Annotated in this window: 20 protein-coding genes and 1 pseudogene; 15 read left to right on the top strand and 6 right to left on the bottom strand. The window is 35.8% G+C overall.

Annotated features, from left to right (window positions below):
- Window positions 1-812: 812 nt before the first annotated feature.
- The 3 genes and pseudogenes from ACP5Q2_RS07550 to ACP5Q2_RS07540 all read right to left on the bottom strand — a co-directional run bounded on the left by ACP5Q2_RS07550 (window position 813) and on the right by ACP5Q2_RS07540 (window position 6,265).
- Window positions 813-1,962, bottom strand: a pseudogene (locus ACP5Q2_RS07550) (IS3 family transposase).
- 479 nt (window positions 1,963-2,441) lie between these two features.
- Entirely contained in the window at window positions 2,442-3,395 is a 954-nt protein-coding gene (locus ACP5Q2_RS07545) for an SLAC1 anion channel family protein (protein ID WP_428098815.1), read from the bottom strand.
- Between the two features lie 341 nt (window positions 3,396-3,736).
- On the bottom strand, window positions 3,737-6,265 hold the full coding sequence (locus tag ACP5Q2_RS07540) for an ATP-binding protein (RefSeq protein WP_428098812.1): 2,529 nt from the start codon (window positions 6,263-6,265) through the stop codon (window positions 3,737-3,739).
- A 164-nt stretch (window positions 6,266-6,429) separates the two neighbouring features.
- Between ACP5Q2_RS07540 and ACP5Q2_RS07535 the strand changes: the two genes are divergently transcribed.
- Genes ACP5Q2_RS07535 through ftsZ form a run of 15 tightly spaced genes read left to right on the top strand, consistent with a single transcriptional unit; the run spans window position 6,430 to window position 22,319 of the window.
- Window positions 6,430-6,897, top strand: a complete 468-nt coding sequence (locus ACP5Q2_RS07535; RefSeq protein WP_424606079.1) for a division/cell wall cluster transcriptional repressor MraZ — start codon at window positions 6,430-6,432, stop codon at window positions 6,895-6,897.
- A gap of 23 nt (window positions 6,898-6,920) precedes the next feature.
- A complete protein-coding gene (rsmH, locus tag ACP5Q2_RS07530; protein WP_428098817.1) occupies window positions 6,921-7,847 on the top strand; it encodes a 16S rRNA (cytosine(1402)-N(4))-methyltransferase RsmH in 927 nt (308 codons plus the stop codon).
- Window positions 7,844-8,143, top strand: a complete 300-nt coding sequence (locus tag ACP5Q2_RS07525; RefSeq protein ID WP_424606080.1) for a hypothetical protein — start codon at window positions 7,844-7,846, stop codon at window positions 8,141-8,143. Before rsmH ends, ACP5Q2_RS07525 begins: the two co-directional genes overlap by 4 nt.
- Before the next feature lie 37 nt (window positions 8,144-8,180).
- Window positions 8,181-9,794, top strand: a complete 1,614-nt coding sequence (locus ACP5Q2_RS07520) for a peptidoglycan D,D-transpeptidase FtsI family protein (RefSeq protein WP_428098809.1) — start codon at window positions 8,181-8,183, stop codon at window positions 9,792-9,794.
- Window positions 9,784-11,238, top strand: coding sequence for a UDP-N-acetylmuramoyl-L-alanyl-D-glutamate--2,6-diaminopimelate ligase (locus ACP5Q2_RS07515; RefSeq protein WP_428098806.1), 1,455 nt, complete (start codon window positions 9,784-9,786; stop codon window positions 11,236-11,238). The genes ACP5Q2_RS07520 and ACP5Q2_RS07515 overlap by 11 nt, the downstream gene beginning before the upstream one ends.
- Entirely contained in the window at window positions 11,225-12,565 is a 1,341-nt protein-coding gene (locus ACP5Q2_RS07510) for a UDP-N-acetylmuramoyl-tripeptide--D-alanyl-D-alanine ligase (RefSeq protein ID WP_428098804.1), read from the top strand. The genes ACP5Q2_RS07515 and ACP5Q2_RS07510 overlap by 14 nt, the downstream gene beginning before the upstream one ends.
- Complete coding sequence (gene mraY, locus ACP5Q2_RS07505; protein WP_424606084.1) at window positions 12,555-13,640, top strand: phospho-N-acetylmuramoyl-pentapeptide-transferase; 1,086 nt, start codon at window positions 12,555-12,557, stop codon at window positions 13,638-13,640. Before ACP5Q2_RS07510 ends, mraY begins: the two co-directional genes overlap by 11 nt.
- A gap of 2 nt (window positions 13,641-13,642) precedes the next feature.
- The gene (gene murD / locus ACP5Q2_RS07500) at window positions 13,643-14,893 is read left to right on the top strand and encodes a Mur ligase family protein (RefSeq protein WP_428098801.1); all 1,251 of its coding nucleotides are present in this window, start codon (window positions 13,643-13,645) and stop codon (window positions 14,891-14,893) included.
- Window positions 14,887-15,972 (top strand): putative lipid II flippase FtsW, encoded by a 1,086-nt coding sequence (gene ftsW / locus ACP5Q2_RS07495; protein WP_428098798.1) that lies wholly within the window; start codon window positions 14,887-14,889, stop codon window positions 15,970-15,972. Before murD ends, ftsW begins: the two co-directional genes overlap by 7 nt.
- Window positions 15,969-17,012 (top strand): UDP-N-acetylglucosamine--N-acetylmuramyl-(pentapeptide) pyrophosphoryl-undecaprenol N-acetylglucosamine transferase, encoded by a 1,044-nt coding sequence (locus ACP5Q2_RS07490; RefSeq protein WP_428098795.1) that lies wholly within the window; start codon window positions 15,969-15,971, stop codon window positions 17,010-17,012. The genes ftsW and ACP5Q2_RS07490 overlap by 4 nt, the downstream gene beginning before the upstream one ends.
- Window positions 17,005-18,387 carry a UDP-N-acetylmuramate--L-alanine ligase gene (gene murC, locus ACP5Q2_RS07485; RefSeq protein WP_428098792.1) on the top strand — a complete coding sequence of 461 codons (1,383 nt, stop codon included), beginning with the start codon at window positions 17,005-17,007 and terminating at the stop codon, window positions 18,385-18,387. The genes ACP5Q2_RS07490 and murC overlap by 8 nt, the downstream gene beginning before the upstream one ends.
- On the top strand, window positions 18,380-19,276 hold the full coding sequence (locus ACP5Q2_RS07480; RefSeq protein ID WP_424606089.1) for a D-alanine--D-alanine ligase: 897 nt from the start codon (window positions 18,380-18,382) through the stop codon (window positions 19,274-19,276). The genes murC and ACP5Q2_RS07480 overlap by 8 nt, the downstream gene beginning before the upstream one ends.
- Window positions 19,269-19,943, top strand: coding sequence for a cell division protein FtsQ/DivIB (locus tag ACP5Q2_RS07475; protein WP_428098790.1), 675 nt, complete (start codon window positions 19,269-19,271; stop codon window positions 19,941-19,943). Before ACP5Q2_RS07480 ends, ACP5Q2_RS07475 begins: the two co-directional genes overlap by 8 nt.
- Window positions 19,933-21,168 (top strand): cell division protein FtsA, encoded by a 1,236-nt coding sequence (gene ftsA, locus ACP5Q2_RS07470; protein ID WP_428098787.1) that lies wholly within the window; start codon window positions 19,933-19,935, stop codon window positions 21,166-21,168. The genes ACP5Q2_RS07475 and ftsA overlap by 11 nt, the downstream gene beginning before the upstream one ends.
- 20 nt (window positions 21,169-21,188) lie before the next feature.
- Entirely contained in the window at window positions 21,189-22,319 is a 1,131-nt protein-coding gene (gene ftsZ, locus ACP5Q2_RS07465; RefSeq protein WP_428098784.1) for a cell division protein FtsZ, read from the top strand.
- A gap of 34 nt (window positions 22,320-22,353) precedes the next feature.
- On the opposite strand, the gene ACP5Q2_RS07460 is transcribed toward ftsZ, so the two are convergent.
- From ACP5Q2_RS07460 to ACP5Q2_RS07450, 3 genes are read right to left on the bottom strand one after another with little or no spacing between them, the layout of a single operon-like run.
- Window positions 22,354-22,656 (bottom strand): hypothetical protein, encoded by a 303-nt coding sequence (locus ACP5Q2_RS07460; RefSeq protein ID WP_424606093.1) that lies wholly within the window; start codon window positions 22,654-22,656, stop codon window positions 22,354-22,356.
- Window positions 22,653-23,474, bottom strand: a complete 822-nt coding sequence (locus tag ACP5Q2_RS07455; protein ID WP_428098780.1) for a sulfite exporter TauE/SafE family protein — start codon at window positions 23,472-23,474, stop codon at window positions 22,653-22,655. Before ACP5Q2_RS07455 ends, ACP5Q2_RS07460 begins: the two co-directional genes overlap by 4 nt.
- A 7-nt stretch (window positions 23,475-23,481) precedes the next feature.
- Window positions 23,482-24,318 carry a zinc dependent phospholipase C family protein gene (locus ACP5Q2_RS07450; protein WP_428098777.1) on the bottom strand — a complete coding sequence of 279 codons (837 nt, stop codon included), beginning with the start codon at window positions 24,316-24,318 and terminating at the stop codon, window positions 23,482-23,484.
- Between the last annotated feature and the right edge of the window lie 25 nt (window positions 24,319-24,343).

The raw sequence follows: 24,343 nt of genomic DNA, 5'->3' as shown, positions 1-24,343 counted from the left end.
GGCACGGTTGTTGCAAAAGGTCTATGAAGTCGATCCTCTCATCGGTGCGAAGTGCCAGGGGGCATTGTCGGTTGTGGCGATTATTGAGAATCCCAAGGAGCTTGCAAGATTATCGAGTGGGTGAAGAAACAGGAGCAGGAGCCCCTGCTATCTGTTTGTGCCCGTTCACCTCCTGTGCTGGCACTGTCATTGGTATAATCCCTAAAAAGGCTTTTTATGCAGAACAGGATACCACCTCGAAATCGGCGATTATACGGCTCTTCTCCGAGGGAGCGCTATTGCCTTAGGGCATGGGGAAATTTGCCCAATCTAAGCTTGACGGCAGAAATAGACTGGAATTATACTTCCGCTTGTCGGCGTTGCCGAAATATTCTGGTTGGTTCTGTTGTTCGGGGTTAGAAAACAGTAGAAGTTCGGGGCAAAAGCCCAATTTCGACCCAAAACCGCAAAAAATCCGAAATGACAGTTCCTATCAGTATGCCGTATCTGAGATAACAGCAACAGAAGAAGATGATTTACATTTTTAAAAGCATGGGTGCTGACTAGATTATTTTGTCAACACCCTGGTATTTTTTATATAATGTTCCCCCATTGTCAAGACAATTTTTCAGCTTTTCTAAGTTAGATTCTCCTTTCTTCAAATTTTAATATTTTACATTGATTTACTATGTCTGAGAATGTCAAGGGCGAACGTAAGCGAGTTCATCTTGACCCTTGACATCCAATACACATAAATCATTTTTCTTCCCGGTCTGTCATGACAGACCGGCTGCCTTCCGGCGAGGATGGGGTTTGGGGCAGAGCCCAAGGTTTTATACGACTGCCTGAAGCTGTTTATAAAGCCCGAAATAATACTCTGCCGGCGTTTTGTAGTCTAACGACTTATGAGGCCTCCGGTTGTTATAATACCCCACATATTCCTTTGTAATCTGCCGGAGTTGGTGCCCTGTTTCGCAATCCTCAAGATAAAGCTTTTACCACTTGTAAGATCGAAAGAAGCGCTCTATCTTTTGGTTATCCAGTGTTCTCCTTTCCCATCCATTGAAATTATTATATTGTTACTTTTTAGTAAGTTTATGTAATCATCAATGGTAAACTGTGAACCTTGGTCACCGTTCATAATTTCAGGTTTCCCGTATCGTTTGATCGCCTTTTTTATTGCCTCTAATACAAATGTCCTTTCCAAAGTATTTGATAACTCAAATCCAACAATATACCGGGAATACCAGCCTATAATGACTACCATGTACATAAAACCACGTTTCATCCGGCAGTATGTTATGTCTATAGACCATACCTGTTTTGGATGATCAATATTCAAGTCCCTAAGCAGGTACGGATACAAGTACTTGCCATGCAGATGTTTACTAAGGTTAGCCCCGCACAAAAGACGTGAATACACATTTCCCGCATGTAACGCCGGGTTCGCTTGTGATTGATGCGAATGTGATAATCCCGACTCAGGATATTTGTCATCCTGCGGTAGCCATACTCCGGATGAGCCATGTAAATCTCATCAATAACATGCTTAATCAGGTATTCCTCATCATTTACTGGAACTGATTTGTAGTAAAGGCTTGTACGGTTAATTCCCAACGGTTCGGCTTGCTTTGTTATGCACATTTTCTTTTCTTCTCTGTCAATCATCTTCATGCGGTCTTCAATGGACTTAGAGTCGGCCAGATTTTTTTTAAGCAAGGCAACCTCATATGAAAGTTGTCCAATTTGCTTAAGCAGTTCGTCCTTCTCCATTTCATATGACTGTTTAATCTTCTCTACTTCGTCAGTTTTCTTTCTGAAAACTCTGCCTGCATTGCTTATGAGTTCTGCCTTCCATCGGCTTAGCTAGTTCGGATGTATTTCATATTCGGCAGCAATCTCATTCAGCGTTCTTTCTTCCCTTAAGACCTTAATTACTATTTTTGCTTTTCCTTCCGGTGTAAAATTTCTTCTCTTCCCTATAGTTCCATTCTAACTTATTTTGGCCGTTTTGTCTGTTTTAATTTCTTGTATCATTATAGTTGATTATAACAAACTATATGTGCACAGTGAGCTGGGCTATATAAGTCCAGAAGAATTTGAGGCTGAGTATAAGAGAGAATATTTTCTGGAGGCAGCATGACCTCTACAACTTTAGGGCATAAAAAATGTCTTGACAAGTGGGGTGCAGTACAATCTTATGATTAATTTCTCACTCGAGGTATATTAACTTTCTATTTATGAATTTTGTAATATTTGTTGCAATCGTACAAATTCAAAAACATAGTGTTTAAACAAGAAATAAGGGTTGCATTTTTTGTATCACTATATGATGATAATGAGCTTTTATTCCAATATGATTGAGATAATATGATGACTTGATAATATGTAGAGATACTAACTAAACAATGATGGCGGGGCTTATCCCCCGCCGAATGAGTTATATTAAATTTAAAGATTTTTTAGTCCTCAACACATATTTCTCCTTTTGTAGCTGCCTGTATCGTCTTTATTAATACTATCAATACAAGAACGGTTGTTAATAAAAATGCAATTAGTGATAGATATTTAAAAAATACTATCTGTGTCAGGCGAAAGTACAGTACAACACTTATCGTAAATGCAGCTGATGGGAATGTGTATGCCCACCAGGATAGATAAAAAGGTATTTTAACCAGACTTTTAAAGAATGTTAAGAGCATTATGAAAGTAAAAAAACCGAAATAAAACAACACTTTTGCAAAGCTGTCAATCTGATTGGTTATTTTAATGTATGAAATAAATCCTATTGCTGGTGGAGCAACTAATATAACTAAAGTTGGCATAAGTTTTAATGGTAATGGGTCGGTAAACATCATTCTATATAGTAATATGCTAAAAAGAGGTATCCACATAACTATTCCTGCACTAAAGAAAAACCACGATAATTCAGGAGATACTTTAATACCAAAAAAAGGTATCAGAATATTTCCCACTGCAGGGATAAACCATGCAGGATTTTTTGTATTAATTTTGATATCTTTGAAAAACCAGAAATTTACGATATAAAGGAATAATATGAAATGAATTATAGTTCCTAATATCCAAAAAGTTAGTGCTAAATTATAGTTTAAATCTTCATATCCTATTGAAAAAAGTATCAGACTTATAGAAAAGGTAGGGATAAAATTTAACTTAACAGGATGAAGAAAATCTTTTTTAACCTCCTCAGGATATTTTAAAAATTTCATTAAATAGACAAAGGTCAGAAATAAAAACCATATGGTACATAGAATAATCAAAGTTATGTAGATGTTTTGAATTTCAAACTTAAAAATTTTACTCAACCTTTCAAATGCAATAGAAGTGCCAGCCAGACCCATCACCGTGGCAAAAAAGGATACCGGGAAAAATTTCAAACGTGACTTTTCTATCATAATGCTTGCCTCCATATATTTGAATATTTATATAGTTAGATAATATATCTGCTAAAAGTTTATTGTCAAGATAGTTTATAAATTCCATCAATCTATTTTTTTAATAGATAAGTAATTTTTCTTAGATAATTATTATTATGAGGGATGCTATTGCGCAGGAATTGTGGAGTCTATGCTGAAGATAAAAGGGGTGGTAATTGCCGCAATACCGGCTAAGATTAAAATATTGGAAATAGCGAGGCCTCTCTTCCACATTGTCTTCTAAGATAAAAAGTGTTCACATCTTGCTTATTAAGTGGAACCAGCTAATAGTAAAAAGATATTATTAAAAAAGGCCAATCTTATTTTAAACATTCCTTTATGGCTCTTGATAGATCATCCAATCCATAAGGCTTTTTTAATGCAGAACAGAATCCATAATCTATATATTGGGAGAAAACGGGGGCATCAGAATAGCCACTAGAAACAATTGCTTTTATTTTTTTATCGATTTTTAAAAGTTCTTTTATTGTGTCCAGTCCTCCCATACCCCCAACTATTGTTATATCCAAGATAATTATATCTACATTAATACCGCTACTTTTTAATTCCTTATACTTTTGCAGTACCTCTTCCCCTTTTTTACATTGATAGACAGTATGTCCTAAAGATTCAAGCATAATTGATGTGGAATCAAGAATGAGTTCCTCATCATCCATCAAAATTATCTTGAGGTTCCCATCAGCATTCATTGGTTTGATATCTGATACACTTTTATCTATCTTTTCTTTGGTGGCAGGTAGGTAGATTATTACGGTAGTGCCTTTGTTTAATTCTGATAGAATCTCTATATCTCCGTTGTGCTTTTTTACAATATTGTAACATATGGCAAGTCCAAGGCCTTTCCCCTTCTTTTTTGTGGTAAAAAATGGCTCAAAGACCTTCTTCAGATGATCTTTGGGGATACCGTGTCCTGTATCTTTTATCGATATCTTTATGTAATCCCCTTCCGGGATTAACAAATTGCTATTTGCATCTTTGTGATGTTTATAGTTTTCGGCTTTTATGAAAAGCTCTCCTTTATCGGACATGGCCTGTCTTGCATTTATCACCAGATTTTCTATTACCTGAGATATCTGATGTTCATCAGCAAAGCAATTTAGCAAATCGTCGTTGATATCTAAATTTAGCTTCACAGAGGAACCGGTTAAAGAGAAACTTGCGACTGTTTTAATAATATTTTTGATGTCCACGACTTTAATTAGAGGATCTCCACCTTTTGAAAATGTCAAAAGTTGATTGGCGAGTGCTTTTGCTCTATCCAGGGCATTCAAGGTTTTTTCCAAACAGGAATCAAGTATGGTTGGATCGTTTGTGATTCTAATAAGTTCGATATAGTTTTTTATCCCGGCTAAAATATTGTTAAAATCGTGGGCTATACCACCCGCCAGGATACCTATTGATTCAATTCTCTGGGCATTCTGGACAGCTTCTTCGTATTTGATTATCGGTGTTATATCCTTCATTGTGCCTATGATATGTTTTTCTCCATCTATGGTGATGTATACCCCCTGGTCACTGATAAAAAGGTATGTGCCGTCATCCTTTCGCAATCTGTATTTCACATCAAATCTGATATTATCTCCCTGATATGATTTAATGATGGAATAGGTTTTTGCCGTATCTTCCGGATGAAGACGGGCGACAAAATCTGTGATATCCGTTTCCTGGAATCTTTGGGAGCTTATACCAAGCATCTTTTCAATAGCCCCACTTCTTTTTACTTTTCCCGTCGTCATATTGTAATCATATGCTATCTGATTGCTATTTTCCAATATGATATCATAGAGTCGATTTATTTCAGATAGTTTTTTTGAATTCTGTTCATTTTCTATCAACTCTTTCTTTAAGATCTCATTCTTTCTGTCTATTATTATAAAAAATATTACTACAGTAAGAGTTAGAAGAGAAAAAAGGATCGTGATGATAATTCTAAATCTTTTATTGGTTGATAAAAAAGTATCTTTTTCAACCTTAATTGCATACCCTAAAAAATTATTATCAAAAGTGTATATCGGCAGTAGTATCATTGATAGATTGTTTGGTAAATTGTAAACCTTGTTTTGGGGAGGTAGTAGAACAATGTTATTTAATATCTTAATAACATTATGATTAAATTTTGGAGATTCTGTGCTTATATAAAAATTACCATTTGGCAACAATTTTTTATATTTCCTTTTTAGATACTCATCTTTCATACTCTTTACTGAGCTACTTTGTATTATGTAATAATATTCACTATTGAGCTCTTTATTCATGTAATCTAAAATAAAGTCATAATTTAATGCCAAATCTAATAGACCTAAAAAAACACCTTTATGAAATATCGGGTAGATTGCTCTGTAGGCTATCTCATGTCTTCCCACTTCCAAACCGATTATTTTTCTTTTTTCATTTAGTGCTTTTACGATTAGACTTCTAAAAGGTTTAATATCATCGCTATGAATATCGGGCAGATGAAGTCTCAGGAAACTAAATCCCCTATGGTCAATTATATGTATCTGGCTGTAACCTTTTAGTATGGTTTTTTGAAATATTGGTAAAAGCTTTGAATATATTTCGTTTCTGTTTTCATCAGTTTTTTTATTTTCTACTACAGCTTCATATAGTTTGTCTAATATTTCGGGTTTATTGTATAGATATGCATCCACTATGAAATCTGATAGATTGTAGAAATCTTTAACGATCGTATTAAATTCCAGTAGAAATTTACCTGACAGATCATCGTTGTGATAGTTCAGCTCTTTTTCGGAGGTGTGGAGTATTACCAAATAAAACGAAAAATTAAAGATCAAAAAGAAGAGAATGTATAAAACTACTTTTTTCCTCATGATTAATTATAGAGAAAAAAAATAAAATTTGCAAATGTAAATATTTTTGCAACTGTCTGATTTTCAAGATTATTTTCTTTTTTAGAAAAGAATAATTTTTATTGACATTTTATGGAAAAGTTGTGTATAATTTGCTATGAAATGGTATAAAATGGTATAAAAATATGGGTAGCCAATTTTTGAGTTTCAAAGGTAAGAGTTATCACACAATTAACGATGCCGGTCGTGTCAGTATCCCTGCGAAATTTAGAGATGTATTAAAGAGTAAGTACAATGATGAGTCTCTTATCCTTGTAACACTTGGTAGCCATATCGTTGCTTACCCATATTTAGAGTGGAGTAAGCTTGAGGAATTATGGGAGAGGGAAAGATTAAACGATCCCAAAGTGAATGATTTTCTCAGGTATTTATATTCCACAGCAGAGGATTGTGTTATAGATAAACAGGGTAGGATCCTTATACCACCTCATCTGAGGGAAAGCATCCATCTTAAAAACGAATGTGTAATTATCGGACTTAGAAACAAGATAGAGATATGGCCTAAAGAAAAATGGGAGGAAAAGTACGAAAAGATAGCGGTAGAAGAGCTTTTTTCAGAGCTGAGTTCTAAGTTTCCTGAAATTAATTTATAATAGGGGCAATTATGGCACACAAGGTGGAGATGGCACACATCCCTGTTTTATTGGAAGAAGCTCTACATTATCTTAATGTCGTTAGTGGTGGTGTGTACGTCGATTGCACCGGTGGAGGTGGTGGACATTCAGCTGCCATACTTGAAAGGCTTAATGGTGGTAGATTGATCATATTGGATAGAGATCCGGATGCATGCGAAAGACTTTTTGATAGATTTAAAGGTGTACCAAATGTTGATATTATAAATGAAAATTTTTCAAATATAGAAAAGATTTTAAACAGCATTGGGCTTAAAGCAAACGGTATAATTGCGGATTTTGGGATATCTACATTTCAGATATCCAATACCGGCAGGGGCTTCTCCTTTAGATATGAAGAACCTCTTGATATGAGGATGGATAAAAAAACAGATCTATCAGCATACGATGTGGTAAACAACCTTTCTCAGGAAACACTTGAAAATATAATCAAAAAATATGGAGAGGATCCTTTTGCTAAGAGGATTGCTTATAGTATCGTCAAATATAGAAATTTGAAAAAGATTACCAACACTAAAGAGTTGGCTGAGATAATTGCCAATGCTGTTCCGGCTAAATTCCATAAAAAGGGTATTCATCCAGCCACCAGAACGTTTCAGTCGATAAGAATTTTTGTGAATAAAGAGCTTGAAGCCATTGAATCCCTTCTGAAATCACTTGAAAATATTTTAGTTTCTAAAGGGAGGGGTGTATTTATATCTTTTCATTCCCTTGAAGATAGGATGGTAAAAGATTTTCTAAATTACTACGCAAAGCAGTGCGTATGTCCACCGGGGCAGCCCATCTGTTCATGTGGTAAAAAGCAGACATTTAAGGTATTGACCAAAAAACCTGTCTTACCTTCAAAGGATGAGGTTATAAAAAACCCATATAGCAGAAGTGCAAAACTGAGGGCAGGGGAAAGGATATGATAAACATATCTATACAAAGGATCAAGCCACTTAATTTCGCAATAGATGTTTTTTTTATCCTTGAACTGTTAGTTGCATTGATAGTGGTATTTTTGATTGTTACGATAAAAATGGAATGTGTGAAAATAGGTTATGAAATATACAACCTTTCGCAGGATATAGAGGTGAAAAAACTCAAAATGCAGGAGCTTGTGGAGCTGAGAGACTCTATGATGCAGCCGGAGAAGTTGTCTCAATATTCAAATAGTTTGGAGCTTTATCCACCAAAGCCTGATAGGGTATTTTATGTGGAGTGAGAAAAATAGATTAAGATTAACACTTCTTGTCATTTTTTTGTTTGTTCTAGGTATAATTGCTCGTCTTGTTTATCTGCAAATTGTAAAATATGATTTTTATTATAATATTTCTTTAAATCAATCATCAAAAGAGTTTACAATTGTCCAAAACAGGGCTGTAGTTACCGATAGAAACGGTGTGGTGATTGCCAAAAATAAAAAGGTTGCATCCCTTTATACATTTTCAAAGCAGATTGATGACCCAAAAAGTCTTATAGCAGAAATGAGAAGTAAAGGGATATTGTTAAGTAAAAAAACTACCCAGAAGATATTGAATCAAGAAGGGTTTGTGTGGATTAAACGGGGCGTTGATATCGATACGGCGGAGTATTTTTCCAAGAAGTACAAATCTGTCGGGTATATCGTTGATGAAGGAAGGTACTATCCTTATAATAACCTTTTTTCCCAGATTGTTGGTTTTGTAGGGGTGGATAATCAGGGGTTGTATGGTGTGGAAAAATTGTACGATGAAGATCTAAAAGGGGAAGAGATTTCAATTATAGCTTTAAAGGATAGCACAGGGAAGTATATTCTTTTTCATGATAAAGAAGAGATTATTGCAAAGGAACGGAGCTTTTCTATTACGATAGATAAGAATATGCAGATGATAGCAGAGCTAAGTCTTATGGAAGGTGTTCAGGAATTTGGTGCAGACAAGGGGATAGCTATTGGTATGGATGTGAAAAATGGCGATATTCTTTTTGCCGTGACATATCCGGGTTTTGATGCAAACAGATTCAGCAATTACTCCCAGGATTTATGGAAGAATTACTCAACCTTTTACCTTTTTGAGCCTGGTTCCATCATGAAGCCTTTTACGTTTATTTATCTGTTAGAACATGACATGATAAATTTAGATGAAAAAATATTCTGTGAAAATGGAAAATATGATATATACAATCATACCATAAAAGATGTTCATCCTTACGGAACACTTACTGCGGCAGATGTTTTAGTAAAGTCAAGCAATATTGGTACTATTAAGCTTAATTCTAGAATACAGGCAAAAGATTTTTATGAATATTTAAAAAGCTTAGGCTTTGGTAGTGCCACACAAGTTTTGGGAAGTGGTGAGGAGAGTGGACTATTGAGGATTTATAAAAAATGGTCTGGTCTTTCACAACCGTCGATATCGATTGGACAGGAGATCCTTGTTACACCTATTCAGATTGTAAGATTGTATGCTGCAATTGCCAATGGTGGGTATCTTTTTGTCCCTAAATTTGTCAAGAGTAATGAAAAACCTCTTGCCACAAAGGTGTTTGGTGAAAAAAGTCTTTCAGTAGTGAGACCGCTACTGAGGGAAGTAGTGGAAAGAGGTACCGCCACGACTGCAAAGAGTGAATATGTCCCGATTGCCGGGAAGACTGGAACTGCGCAGAAGTTTGACAAGCGTTTGGGGAGGTATTCCAATACTGAATATACGGCAAGTTTTGCAGGATACTTCCCTTATGACGACCCAAAGGTGTCTATGGTGGTAATTTACGAAAATCCTAAAAAGTCTATCTATGGTGGTACTACTGCGGCAGTTACTTTTAAAAAAATTGCCGAGCAGGTTGCCGTATTGTTGGGATATAAAATAAAACATTTGAGGATAAAGAATGTTGGTTAGGGAACTTCTTAAAGGGATATCAGTTAAAAGGATATCTGATGATAATTTATACGATATCAACGTTGAAAATATATCTTTCAATACAAAGGATATCAAACCGAATTCTGCTTTTGTCCTTGTAAAAGGGATCAACTTTGATCCATATGAAAAGGTAGATGAGATTTTTAATTCGAAAAATGTTAGATTATTCATTACGGAAAAACCATTACCTGAAAAACCATATGTATTAGTGGAAAATACGAGAAAAACATTTGGTATTATATGCAGGAATTTTTTCAATATCGATTTTATTAAAATGAAATTTATTGGTATCACAGGTACAAATGGCAAGACCACCACAAACTATCTAATCGACAGCATATTGAAGGTTAGCGGACATAAGACCATAAGAATCGGTACTACAGAGTATATGATCGTGGATGAAAAGATTGAGGCAAACAATACTACACCAGGGATTTACGATATTTTTGAAATGATTGCAAAAGGTGTAAAAAAAGGAGCTACTGCTGTATGTATGGAGGTTTCCTCACATGCCCTTGATCAGGATAGGGTTTATGGGCTGAACTTCGATGTGGCAATCTTCACAAACCTCACCGGAGATCATCTGGATTACCACAAAACCATGGAACATTATTATCAGTCAAAGAAAAAGTTGTTTACAAAAGAGTACTCTAAGAATGCTGCAATCAATATCGATTACGATTATGGCAAGAGACTTTATAATGAGGTGGAAATAGCTAAATATTCTTTTTCGAAAGGGAAAGGGGACGTTGGTGTAATAGACGTTTTGTATTCCCTCGATGGTATTAACTTTAAGGTAAATATTGGTGATGAAATTATTTCGTTAAATTCTCACCTTGTGGGGAGACATAATCTAGAAAACATACTTGGTGCTATAACAGCTTGTCATATTTTGGGTATCAGTAAAGAGGAGATAATAAGAGGGGTGGAACAGTTTAAAAATGTTCCGGGAAGGCTTGAAAAATTTGAGAAGAATGGTGCCTATTTTTTTGTGGACTATGCCCATACTGATGACGCCTTAAAAAATGTTTTGGAAGCTTTAAAGGGGTTCAAAAAGGGGAGACTTATTACAGTTTTTGGTTGTGGTGGAGATAGAGATCGCACCAAAAGACCAAGGATGGCGAAGGTTGCGGAAGTTTATTCAGATATTGTGATTGTGACAAGTGATAACCCCAGAACTGAAGACCCAAATGCCATTATAGATGAGATATTAACAGGTTTTGAAGACAGGAGTAAAGTGTTAGTGGAGCCAGACAGGAGAATAGCCATCAAAAAAGCCTGTGATGAAGCAAAAGCCGGGGATATTGTTTTGATAGCTGGCAAAGGGCATGAGGACTACCAGATAATTGGTAAAACTAAATATCATTTTGACGACAGGGAAGAGGTTGCAAAAAATCTGGGGGTTACCTTTGAAAAGATTTAGTATTATAGAGCTTTTTAAAGATGTAGTAAAATCCAATGTTGAATACATAGACTACAACAGTATTACTATAGATAGTAGAGATGTGAAAGAAGGTAGTATATTTTTTGCTTTCAAAGGTGCAAAGACGGATGGACATTTATACATCGATCAGGCTCTTTCAAAAGGTGCTGTTTGCTGTGTGATTACCGATGGAAACTATTATGATATAAACAAACCTATAGTGCTTGTGAAAGATACTTTATCCGCCATGAAAGAATTGGGACGATGGAATCTCAATCAATATAAAGGTAAAAAGATCGTAATTACAGGTAGCGTGGGGAAAACCTCCACCAAGGCTATTTTGTCTCTTGTTTTATCCCAAAAATTAAAGATTTATGAAGCTTTTAAAAATTTCAATAACGAATTGGGCGTATCCATAGTTACTTCCAATATGGATCTGGATGCTCAATATGCAATTTTCGAAATAGGTACAAATAACCCTGGTGAGATTAAGAGTTTAGCAGAATTTCTAAAGCCCGATGTGGGGATAGTTACCGGTGTGGGGCATTCCCACATAGGAAGGTTTGGAAGTATTAAAGAGATAACAAAAGAGAAGCTTTCGATCTCTGAAGGGGTTAAAAAAGGTGGTGTATTGTGGATAAATGATGGGGTGGATACTTCAGATTATAAGTTTCCTGAAGGGATTGTCATAAAGAAATTTGGATTTTCAAAAGATTCCGATATATACATCGAAGAGTTGAATGTGGAAAAAGACCTGAATTTTATCGTCAATTTTAACAATTTTAAATATTGTTTTAAGATAAATCATCCATTTTCACATTTTGCAATAAACGCATTACCCGCAATAGCCATAGCCTTTGAAAACCAATTCCACTACGAAGAGATATACAGAGGATTGGATAAGTTTGTTCCTGTGGAAGGTAGAGGGGAGATCATAAGGACTAATAATAAAATTATCATAAATGACACTTATAATGCTGGTTTCGAGGCGGTTTTAAGTGCGGTGGAGAATCTAAGTAGAATTGATGCAACTAAAAAAATCGCAATTTTAGGGGAGATGGCTGAGATTGATGGATTTGAGGAGAAACTATATCCCAGATTGAAAAAAGAAGTGGAAAAAAGAAAGGATATTCATTTCTACCTTGTGGGGGAAAGTTTTGAAGATTTTAATTCGCTTGAAAATGTGTCTTACTTTAAGGATAAGTCGGATCTTATCAATGCTGGTATCTTAAAAGGTGATGGGGTCTATTTAGTCAAAGCTTCCCGTAGTAAAAGATTCGAGGAACTGGTGGAGTATCTGAAAAAAGGAGAAGACAATGCTATATAATTTATTGTACCCTCTGAGTAAGTATTTTAGCTTATTCAATGTTTTCAAATATATCACTTTTCGTACTGCCTATGCTATAATTACCGCTCTTATAATAAGTCTTTTTATCACACCTCTTTTAATAAAATTACTCAAACAGCTTCAGCTTTCCCAGAAGACAAAAGGGTATGAGCCAGAAAGACACAAAGAAAAAGAGGGGACACCAACAATGGGGGGGCTGGGGATACTTATGAGCGCTCTTATATCAACGCTGTTGTGGGCGGATATTACAAATAGCTATATATGGATAATAATATTTGTAATGGTTGGTACCGGTATTTTGGGTTTCATGGACGACTATATAAAGACGATCAAAAAGAACCCAGAAGGATTGCATCCTAAGGCAAAGTTTTATGGACAATTAGTTGTGGGGACGATAACAGTATTATTGATAAATTATGTTGATAGCTCAAATGTATCAAGCAAATTAGCACTGCCATTTTTCAAAAATCTTGTGGTCGATTTAGGGTATTTTTACATAATCCTTGGGGTATTTATAATTGTGGGGACATCCAATGCGGTAAATTTGACGGATGGTCTGGATGGACTTGCCATTATGCCAACTGTGATAGCGTTTGGGACATTTATCATATTTGCCTATGTATCCGGACATGCAAAAATTGCAAACTATTTGCAGATTTTAAATGTGAAGGGGGCAGGTGAAATCTCTGTATTCTGCGGTGCGATGGTTGGATCAGGTCTTGGATTTTTGTGGTTTAATGCATATCCCGCATCACTTTTTATGGGGGATGTGGGCAGTCTCCCTCTGGGGGCAACGTTGGGAACAGTGGCTGTAATCGTTAAACAGGAGATCGTTTTAGCGATTGTGGGGGGGGTATTTGTACTCGAAACAATCTCTGTAATACTTCAGGTGGGTTTTTTCAAAGTGACAAAAGGGAAGAGGCTTTTCAGGATGGCACCGATACACCACCATTTTGAGTTGAAAGGCTGGAGTGAGCCAAAGATTATAGTAAGATTCTGGATTATCTCATTTATTCTGGCACTTTTAGCGCTGAGTACATTGAAGCTGAGGTAAAAATGAAAGTAGCAATATTAGGATATGGAAAAAGCGGACAAACCGCCAAAAGATTGTTGGAAATTAAGGGCGTACAAGCAATAGAAATATTTGATGATAAGATGGATGGCTTTGAAGGGATAAAAGATTTTAATTATGCAGAATTCGATACCGTAGTGGTAAGTCCGGGGATAGATTTGACAAATCTGGAGATACCTATAGAGAGGATAACGAGTGAACTTGAGATTGCTTTTGAATTTATAAAGGATAGAAAAATAATAGGTATTACAGGGACTAATGGTAAATCCACTGTAACATTTTTAACCTCACAGATATTGAAAAATATCGGTGTAAATGCAGAGTTTTGTGGGAATATAGGCGTTACGGTGGGGGATACCTACCTTTCAAAAAATCCAGATGTTTACGTTGTGGAGGTAAGCTCATTTCAACTGGATTTACTTAAAAAATTTAGATTTGATACATCTGCAATTACCAATATTACTCCTGATCATCTTGATAGATACAAATCTATGGATAGATACATTTTGTCCAAAAGCAGAATTGTGGAGTTTACAGAAGGGGTAAGTTTTCTTGAGAAAGGGGACTGGAATGGAATTTTTATGAAATATGAGAGTGTCAAATATGTTGATGGCAAGCTAAAAAACTATCCTTTACTCAATGGGAATCTACTTAAATTTGAAGATTTTCATGTTGATATAGATAGATATAAGTTATTTGGATTTCATAATATCGTAAATCTGAGTTTTGCACTTTTACTTACAGATCAGATATTTAGACTAAAAGGAGATGTGACAAAACTTGTGGAGAATCTTACTCCGCTTGAGCATAGATGTGAATTTGTGACAGAGATAAATGGTGTAAGGTATATAAATGATTCAAAGGGGACAAACGTGGATTCCACTTTGACTGCACTAAAAAGCTCATCTTACCCCACCACCCTTATCCTTGGGGGAAAAGACAAAGATGGTGATTTTACAGCTCTTGCTGATGAAATAAACAGAAAAGCCAAACTGGTTATCTGTTGTGGTGCCGCCGGAGAGAAAATCTATAATGCTCTCAAAGATATTATAAAGGTGGAAATTGTCAGGGTTGACCTGCTTAAAGATGCAATATCCCTCGCTTACAGAGAAACAAAAGAGGGAACGGTACTATTTTCTCCTGCCTGTGCAAGTTTCGATGAATTTAACAACTTTGAAGAAAGAGGGAGATTTTTTAAAAATTATGTTAACAATCTAAAGGTGAATGGATGTTGACTTTTCGGGATGAAAGGATTCAAATTATTTTTGTGTCATTTGCACTTATAGTTTTAGGTTTTGTTTATATCTATTCTATAGGTGCACTCCAGGCGAACCGTATAGGCAAAATGGAGTATTTCTTTCTTTTCAAACAGTTAACATCTGCTATGGTAGGTATCTTTATTATGTATATAGGTTATAGAATACCACTTGATAGGTATAGAAGCTGGATTCCATTTTTATATTTACTTACATTGATATTACTTGTTTTAGTATTTTTCTTTAAGCCGGTAAATGGGGCAAATAGGTGGATCCCTTTCCCAATATTCAGTTTTCAACCATCTGAACTGGCTAAAATTGTTATGGTAATATATTTTGCCCATTATCTTGATAAAAAAGAGGACAAAATTCAACTATTCAGTAAAGGCATATTTCCTGCCTCAGTGATGCTTGGAGTAATGATTTCATTAATACTATTAGAGCCTGATTTTGGAACAACTATTTTGATTATTACGGTTAGCTTCATACTTCTATTCATAGGTGGCATGGATAAGAAATATATAATTGTGGGTGTTTTGATAGTGATACCTGTGGCATTAACGTTTATTCTTATGGCAGGATACAGAAAAGCAAGACTGGTGAGTTTCCTGAATCCATGGGAGTATAAAAACACATTTGGATATCAGCTTATTCAGTCCCTTGTGGCGATAGGAAGTGGTGGAGTGACTGGCAAAGGACTTGGTAATAGTTCACAGAAACTGTTCTTTTTACCTGAAGCCCACACAGATTTCGTTTTTGCCATTATAAGTGAAGAGCTAGGGTTTATTGGATCGTTATTTTTTATAATTCTTATTTTATATCTATTTATACTTATATATAGAATTGCTATGAGACATTACGATAAATATAAAAGATTTTTAACACTGGGTTTTGGATTTATGATATTGATACAATCTTTTATACATATTGGTGTTACCGTTGGGATTCTCCCCACCAAAGGGATAACATTACCTTTTGTTAGCTATGGTGGAAGTGCATTGATAGCTCAGATGTTCATTGTGGGGATTCTGATGAGAAGTGCTGAGGAGACGAAATGAAGATAGTTATAGCTGGTGGTGGAACAGGTGGACACCTTTATCCCGGAATAGCAATTGCGGAGAAATTAAAAGATAAGGGGATAGAACTGCTATTTATGGTTTCAAACAGAGGGATAGAAAAAAGGATACTTACTCCATTGGGTTATAAATTTATAGAGCAGGAAGAGACACCTTTAAAGGGGGTATCTTTTGGTAGAAGGATTAAAAGTGTAGGAAAGATAATTGAAAATATAAAGATTGCTATGAATAACGTTGATAAAAGTGATAAGGTTCTGCTGTTGGGAGGTTTTGCCTCTTTCAGCGCTGGAATGGCAGGTATGATGAAATCGGCGGAGATATATATTCACGAACAAAATTCGGTAATGGGTTTGAGCAATCGTTTTTTTGCTAAGAGAGCAAAAAAGGTTTTTACTAGCTTTGAAAAGACTCTCAGGGCACCTGAAAATAGCATTGTGGTGGGTAATCCGGTTAGATCTGTTTTTGCTTTATCGAAATCTAAAATATCACCTGAAAAGAATATCCTGGTTGTGGGGGGTAGTCAGGGGAGTAGATTTTTGAATAATCTTATCATATCCGCTGCAGAGGAGCTTATATCAAATGGATTTGATATTATGCATCAAACGGGGGAAAGATTATATGATGAAGTAATTGAAGCTTATAGAAATAGTGGTATAGATACAAACAGATTGAATATTGTGAGATATATAGATGATATAGCATCTGCTTATAATTGGGCGGATTTGGTGCTGTCAAGGGCTGGTTCTGGCTCTGTTTTTGAGATAATCTATTCCAGGCGTTTTGGAATTTTTGTGCCCTTTCCGGATGCCACCGATAACCATCAGTACTACAACGCACTTTTTGCCGAAGCAAAGGGGGTTGGGGTGGTTATAGAGGAAAAGGATGCAAAAAAAGAGGTTTTTATTAAGGCTGTAAATGACTACTATGAAAATTTTGAGAAATATAGAGAAAATATAGAGAAGATTACATATGTTGACAGTGCTGAGTTAATTTTAAGAGAAATGGAGATGGAATATGTTTAGAAAATTTAAAAAGATTCACTTCGTAGGGATTGGTGGTATCGGTATGAGCGGTATAGCGGAGATATTGCATAATCTCGAATATAAAATAACTGGTTCGGATATATCTGAGAATGCAAATGTTCAGCGTCTTAAATCCCTTGGTATAAAGATATTTTTAGGACATTCCGAAGAGAATGTAAAAGATGTGGATCTTGTGGTTTACTCCTCAGCGGTAAAACAGGACAATCCAGAATTGAAGTATGCCTTAGAGAATTACATCCCTGTTATACAGAGAGGTGAGATGCTGGCGGAGCTAATGAGGATGAAATATTCTGTGGTTGTTGCCGGAAGCCATGGCAAAACTACTACATCTTCAATGATAGCTGAGATTTTTAACGCTGGTGGACTCAATCCAACGGTGGTTATCGGCGGTAGGTTAAATAGGAATGAAAATAATGCGATTGTTGGAAAAAGTGATATTATGGTGGCGGAAGCTGACGAGAGCGATAGATCTTTTCTGATGCTCTATCCTACTGTTAGTGTTATCACAAATATCGATTTTGAACATATGGAAAGTTATAAAGATTTTGACGATGTGAAGCAATCATTTGCGGAATTTGCGAATAAGGTACCTTTTTATGGTGCAAATATTATCTGTCTGGATGATCCAAACGTTGCAGATATAATTCCCCTTTTAAAGAAAAAATTTGTTACTTATGGGTTTAGTGCAAGGGCTGATATAAGGGGAACGGATGTTAAAATGGAAGGGTTTGGAAGTAGTTTCAATGTTTCTGTTCATGGTAAGCCCTGGGGTAGGATAAAACTTTCGGTACCAGGGGAGCATAATGTGCTAAATGCGCTTGGGGCTATAGGAGCTGGTCTTGAATTTGACATCCCTTACGAAGATATCAAAAAAGGATTAGAGGATTTTAGTGGTGTCCAGAGGAGACTCACCGTCAGGTATGATAAAGATGAGATAAAGGTGATAGACGATTATGGTCACCATCCAACTGAGATTATTGCCACATTAAAAGCAATAAGGGATGCATACGACGATCATAAGTTAATAGTGATTTTTCAGCCCCATCGCTACAGCAGAACAAAGCTTTTGATGAATGAATTTTCAAAAGCATTTTTTGATGCGGATGAGCTTTTTATCACAGATATCTATGCGGCGAGTGAGAAACCAATAGACGGAGTAACGTCGGATGCTTTGGTGGGGGAAATTAGAAAAAGAGGATTTAAAAGCGCATATCATATAAATAAACCGGATGATTTTTTAAGTTTTGTGGATGACAAACTTGAAAGAAAAACGATTTTTCTGACGCTTGGGGCTGGAAATATTACAAATCTTTCCAGAGAGATAGCAGATTATCTGGAGAAAAAATATGCTTAGTGATAAAATAGCTGTTCTCTACGGCGGATTGTCAAGTGAAAGGGATGTATCCATAAAAACAGGTAATGGGATATATAATGCCCTGTTAAGGAAAGGGTTTAAGAATAGCTTTTTGCTTGATGCCGATTGGTCATTACCTGAAAAATTGATCAAGCATAAGCCAGATTTTTGCTATATAGCCCTACATGGTCGATATGGAGAAGATGGAACAGTTCAGGGTTTACTTGAATATATGAGAATCCCCTATAATGGTCCTGGAGTAACTGCAAGTGCCATATCTTTTGATAAAGTAATTACCAAAAAGATACTTAAATCGGCAAACATACCAACGGCTGATTATTTTGTATATAAAAATGAACAGTCTTCACCTTTTTATCCCTGTGTGGTCAAACCTGCCAGAGAAGGCTCCACCATAGGGGTAACGATAGTGTATGAAGATAAAGAGTTTTTGCAGGCTATAGATGATGCAAAAAAGTACGACAACAAAATAATAGTAGAAAGATTTGTAAAAGGGAAAGAGCTCACCATCTCAATCATAGATGACTTAGTATTACCGATTATATGGATAAGACCTAAAAAAGGATTTTACGACTATACATCGAAATATACCAAGGGGATGACAGAATATTTTTTTGAAACGGGGCTTACTCCAAAAGAAGAAGAGATGGTGAAAAAAGTAGCAAAAGATGCTTATGACGTTGTTGGTTGTGAAGGGGCTTCAAGGGTTGATATAATTTATGACGGTGAAATTCCAAATGTATTGGAGATCAATACATTACCAGGAATGACAGAAACGAGCCTGCTGCCAAATGCTGCTGCTAAATATGGGATAGCTTATGATGAGCTGGTGGAAATGCTCTATCTTAAGGGTAAAAATAGATATGAGTGAAGTATTAAAAATATTTTTGAGGATGATGGTTGTGTTGTCTGTATTATCATTTATATTTGGAGTTTGTTATAGTATTAAACTGTTTAAAGAATCGAAATTTTTTACAGTTAATACTGTGCAGATAAATGGTGTTGTGAATGCAAACATAAAAAAAATAATGCCCCAGACGAAGGATTTTAAAGGTAAGCATATATTTCAAATAGACAGTGGTCTGGAAGGGGTACTGGATGACCCATGGATAAAAAAAGCAAGTATTAAGAAGATATATCCAGATAAATTAGAGATTGATATATATGAGAGAAAAACTGTAATGAAAATTAAATCGAAAAACAATTGCTACTTTTATTCTATAGAAGGTGATCTTATTGGAACTGATTGTGGGAATGTAAAAGTATATGATAATACAAATCTTAATAATGATAAGCTTTTTGTTGTGGCGGAGATTGTAAAATATCTCAATTATAGGTTTACAAGTATAGTTATCAATAATTCTCATTTTGTTATAAATAGAGATGATCATCAGATTCTTGTTTCATACGATATGGATGAGTTTAAAAAAAGTTTAAGATATGCCGAGGGGTTGGCAACATTATATAAAAAAATAAATTATATAGATTTGAGAGTGCCAGGAAAAATATTTATAAACGGAGTTAAAAATGAAGCATGACAATATTTTCGTTGGGCTTGATATTGGTACAACAAAAACCTGTGCAACTGTTGTTAGAAAAAATGAAAACGAAGAATTGGAGCTTATCGGTGTTGGCTTAGCCCCCAGCACTGGGATTCGAAAGGGTGTGGTTATCAATATTGAGGCTACAGTAAATTCCATTAAAGAGGCTATTGCGAATGCTGAAAGGATGGCTGGTGTGTCGATACACAATGTTACCGTTGGAATCGCTGGTGGACACATTAAAAGCTTCAATTCCAAAGGTATAATTGCTGTAAAGAATCGTGAAGTGACGGATAAAGATATAGAAAGGGTTATTGAATCAGCCTCTGCCGTAGATATTCCAATAGGAAGTGAAGTACTCCATGTAATACCTCAGCAGTACACTTTAGACGGCCAGAGTGATATTAGAAATCCGAGGGGTATGAGTGGTGTAAGGCTGGAAGTGGATGTACATATTATAACTGGTGCGGTTTCAAGTGCCCAGAATATTATAAAAAGTTGCGAAAGGGCAGGGCTTTTAGTGGATGATATAGTTTTGGAACAGCTGGCTTCAGCCGAAGCAGTCTTAAGTGAAGATGAAAAGGAACTGGGTGTTTGTCTCATTGATGGTGGTGGGGGAACCACAGATATGATAATCTTGAAAAAAGGCACCGTATACCATACTGCAGTATTACAGCTAGGTGGACAAAGCTGTACATCCGATCTTGCCATAGGGATAAATGCCCCTGAGGTAGAGGCTGAAAAGATTAAAAAGAGTTATGGCTGTGTATGGATGCCGTATGTTTCTGATGATGAAACAATCGATGTCCCATCGGTGGGTGGTAGACCACCGAGAAAGATTTCCCGAACTGTGTTGACACAGATATTGCATGCAAGATGTGAGGAGATTTTACAGATGTTTTTGGGGGAGCTGTATAAAAAGAAATTCTACGATATGATTGGTGCAGGGATAGTTTTTACTGGGGGTATGTCAAATATAAAAGGGTTGGAAGAGCTTGCCTATTCTATATTTAACTTACCTGTAAGGATAGCAAAACCTGACAAGATAACAAGAGGTCTGGTGGATACGATAAATGACCCTATGTATTCCACCTCTGTGGGGCTTGCCCTTATTGCAGCAAAAAAAGGACACCCAAAAGTAATTATGTCTAAAGGTACAGATGAAACGAAGCTAAACAAAATTATGGAAAAAATGAAAAGTATGATAAAAGAGTTTTTTTAAAAAAATATAAGGGGTGTTAAATGTTTGAATTTGATGAAATTATGACTGGAGCAGTTATCAAAGTAGTTGGCGTTGGTGGAGCAGGTGGAAACGCCATCAATAACATGATCAATGCTGGTATTACAAATGTTGAGTTTATCGCTGCAAACACAGATGCTCAGGCTCTTGCAGCTAATCTTGCCCCAATAAAAATTCAATTGGGCAGCAAGCTCACAAGAGGTCTTGGAGCAGGTGGTAACCCTGAAGTGGGAAGAAAAGCTGCCATAGAAGAGCAGGAGGCTATCGAAGATGCCTTAAGAGGCGCAGATCTTGTCTTCATAACTGCTGGTATGGGAGGTGGTACCGGAACAGGTGCTGCTCCGGTAATTGCAAGTATTGCAAAGGATCTTGGCGCTCTTACGGTTGCAGTAGTATCAAAACCGTTTTATTGGGAAGGGAAAAGAAGAACGGAATATGCAGAGCAGGGATTGAAATTCCTCAAGGAGCATGTGGATACTTACATAGTGGTTCCAAATGATAAGCTTCTGGATGTGATTGACAAAAATACACCATTCAAGGAGGCTTTCAGAATAGCGGATGATGTATTAAGACAGGGCGTTCAGGGGATATCAGATACGATAAATAGCAATGGATACGTAAACGTAGACTTTGCAGATATCAGGACGATCCTTTCCTCAAAGGGGATGGCTCTTATGGGCATTGGGGTTGCTTCCGGAGATAATAGGGATCAGGATGCAGCCAGAAAGGCATTGTCCAGCCCATTGTTGGTGGATTCAAGTATCAAAGGTGCTGATGCTATATTGCTTAATATTACAGGTGGAAATGATATCACTATGACAGAGGTTTCAAATATTGCAGGAATTGTTTATGAATCGGCAGGTGAAGATGCCGCCATTTACAAAGGCGTTGTAATAGATCCTGATATGGAAGGATATATAAAAGTTACCGTTGTTGCTACAGGTTTGGGTAAGGTTAAAGAGGCAAAAGCTGTAAATATAAATGAGTACATTCAACCCAAAGCCCAAGCAATTGATAATACAGTGAAAAAAATTCAGCAGATAAAAAAGAGGGATTTGGGTCTTAAAACACTCGATGATTATGATGATGAAGAGATAAACATCCCTACGTACATAAGAAATCAGGCGGATTAACACCCCAAAAGAAAGTGAAGGGCTATATATTCGATTATGATATATAGCCCTTTATTAAAACAGCTGTTATAAAAATGATGATCCCCAGGGCTGATAGTAAGATGCGGGTGTTTTTATGTGTGTAATAATAAAAGATAGCCACAATGATACCCAAGAAAGGGGTGGCAATGAGCATTGATAGGATTATCCATTCTAATTTTGTAATAACGCTTAATTTTATGTCAAAGATATCTAATATAAATGATACAATAGTTATCAATACCGCTGCATAGATGGTAATTTTTGTGGCAAAACGATATATCTTTGAAATTTTTTGTTTTAATTCATAGCCTTTCATCTCATTAGCCCCTTATAAAGCATATTTAATGAAACAAAAATTAAAAATAAACCGAATAAAATTTTCAGCTTTTTATCTTTTATTTTATTAAATTTTATAAGGGCAACCTTAGAACCAAAAATAACACCCACAATCATATAGATCGAAGCAGCAGGGGATATCTTGCCGTGGATAATATATGGAATAGAGCCGGATGCTGCAGTAATACCTATCATATAGTTACTTGTGGCGATGGCTACTTTTATCGGTATCTTTGATAAGAGATTCATTGCGGGGACTTTTAAGATACCACCCCCAATACCAAGCATTCCGGAGAAGGTACCTGCCATAATTGATACTATCATGGTTTTTATGATATTTATTGGAGAGTAACCTACATATTTTTTCAGATCAAAATCGTAGTATTCATCATAAAAAAAGCTATTTTTGTCTTTAATTATATTACTTTCTATTTTTGGTCGGATACTTTCTTTGATATAGATGAGGGATATTATACTTAAGATGATTCCAAAAATTATTTGCAGTGTATTGTTGTCAAGTTTGTTGCCGATGAAGCCTCCAACTATTGAAGCGATAACAGTAAGAAACTCCAAAATAAGACTTAATTCTAAATTTACTAATCCCTTAAGGATGTTAACATGGGCAACAGATACACTGGTGGCCACAATTGTTAAAAGTCCTATTGCCACAGCAGTATGCATCGGATAGTGTAGAAATGTAACAAGTATAGGAACGATGATGGAACCACCACCTATCCCCAGAAGTGCCCCCAAAAAGCCTGCAATAATACCTATAGCAACAAGTAAGATTATTTCCATAAATATATCATTTTATTTTATCCGGATTGAAGTTTGTCAAACTTATATTTTCTTTATGATGCTTTTTTAGCTTTTTTTTACCAAAAGATGCAATTAGCTCTTTTCTCATATTTCTTGCCTTAGCAATACTATTTTTACCGCTGGGGTCGTATTTAATTAGATCAGAAAAACCAGAATCTATAGTTTTTTTTGCCATTTCAATAGATTTTTCTTCATAAATGGATGATTTAATGTGAAAAGTAGAATCGTTCGATGTTTTTATTAAATTGACTATTTCGGGAATTTTAGCAAAATTCTGCAATCGAATCCCATTCTTTATCAAAAAGATCTCTTTTTTAAAAAATTTTTCATCGATATTAAATGTTTTTAAAAAAATATTTCCATAAATATTTGCTTTCTCGAGTAGTTCTATTAGTGTATATCTAAACCTCTTGTCATTGGTGGCGGTGGCTAATTCCAACATGAAATGGGACAAAAACCTTGATTTACTCACAAGCAGAGTTTGTTGTGGTACAAATTGATTGTGAGCTATTATATCTGCGGCAAGATGTGCTGAATAACCATAAGCAAAAGCCCTTTCTGAGTCTAAAGTTGCGGCATCAAAGATCCTCGATACTGTATTCCATGAGTGAGTGGGAAGCGATTTCTTAAATCTTGAAATATCTTTAAACAGATTAAAAAGATCTGGAAATATATTGCCAGCCAGGAAAAAAGCCTGATATGATTTAATTAGAGAAAAGTTTGTGGTATTTAGAATTTCAAATGCAATTTTAATGTGGGTTTCTGGCCCCCATGCAAAAAGATTTATCGGTAAAAATATGAAAAAAACTGAGATTATCCACATAACAATTAATATACTTTAAATAAAA

This window comes from Calditerrivibrio sp. (assembly GCF_049968475.1).
GTDB classification, from domain to species: Bacteria; Chrysiogenota; Deferribacteres; order Deferribacterales; family Calditerrivibrionaceae; genus Calditerrivibrio; species Calditerrivibrio nitroreducens_A.
This window is presented reverse-complemented; position numbering and strand designations above follow the sequence as displayed.

Excerpts from the sequence above, each read along its gene's own strand:
- ACP5Q2_RS07545 (WP_428098815.1), bottom strand. The coding sequence starts at position 3,395 with ATGATAGAAAAGTCACGTTTGAAATTTTTCCCGGTATCCTTTTTTGCC.
- ACP5Q2_RS07540 (WP_428098812.1), bottom strand. The coding sequence starts at position 6,265 with ATGAGGAAAAAAGTAGTTTTATACATTCTCTTCTTTTTGATCTTTAAT.
- ACP5Q2_RS07535 (WP_424606079.1), top strand. The coding sequence starts at position 6,430 with ATGGGTAGCCAATTTTTGAGTTTCAAAGGTAAGAGTTATCACACAATT.
- ACP5Q2_RS07525 (WP_424606080.1), top strand. The coding sequence starts at position 7,844 with ATGATAAACATATCTATACAAAGGATCAAGCCACTTAATTTCGCAATA.
- ACP5Q2_RS07515 (WP_428098806.1), top strand. The coding sequence starts at position 9,784 with ATGTTGGTTAGGGAACTTCTTAAAGGGATATCAGTTAAAAGGATATCT.
- mraY (WP_424606084.1), top strand. The coding sequence starts at position 12,555 with ATGCTATATAATTTATTGTACCCTCTGAGTAAGTATTTTAGCTTATTC.
- murD (WP_428098801.1), top strand. The coding sequence starts at position 13,643 with ATGAAAGTAGCAATATTAGGATATGGAAAAAGCGGACAAACCGCCAAA.
- ftsW (WP_428098798.1), top strand. The coding sequence starts at position 14,887 with ATGTTGACTTTTCGGGATGAAAGGATTCAAATTATTTTTGTGTCATTT.
- ACP5Q2_RS07490 (WP_428098795.1), top strand. The coding sequence starts at position 15,969 with ATGAAGATAGTTATAGCTGGTGGTGGAACAGGTGGACACCTTTATCCC.
- murC (WP_428098792.1), top strand. The coding sequence starts at position 17,005 with ATGTTTAGAAAATTTAAAAAGATTCACTTCGTAGGGATTGGTGGTATC.
- ACP5Q2_RS07480 (WP_424606089.1), top strand. The coding sequence starts at position 18,380 with ATGCTTAGTGATAAAATAGCTGTTCTCTACGGCGGATTGTCAAGTGAA.
- ACP5Q2_RS07475 (WP_428098790.1), top strand. The coding sequence starts at position 19,269 with ATGAGTGAAGTATTAAAAATATTTTTGAGGATGATGGTTGTGTTGTCT.
- ftsA (WP_428098787.1), top strand. The coding sequence starts at position 19,933 with ATGAAGCATGACAATATTTTCGTTGGGCTTGATATTGGTACAACAAAA.
- ftsZ (WP_428098784.1), top strand. The coding sequence starts at position 21,189 with ATGTTTGAATTTGATGAAATTATGACTGGAGCAGTTATCAAAGTAGTT.
- ACP5Q2_RS07460 (WP_424606093.1), bottom strand. The coding sequence starts at position 22,656 with ATGAAAGGCTATGAATTAAAACAAAAAATTTCAAAGATATATCGTTTT.
- ACP5Q2_RS07455 (WP_428098780.1), bottom strand. The coding sequence starts at position 23,474 with ATGGAAATAATCTTACTTGTTGCTATAGGTATTATTGCAGGCTTTTTG.
- ACP5Q2_RS07450 (WP_428098777.1), bottom strand. The coding sequence starts at position 24,318 with ATGTGGATAATCTCAGTTTTTTTCATATTTTTACCGATAAATCTTTTT.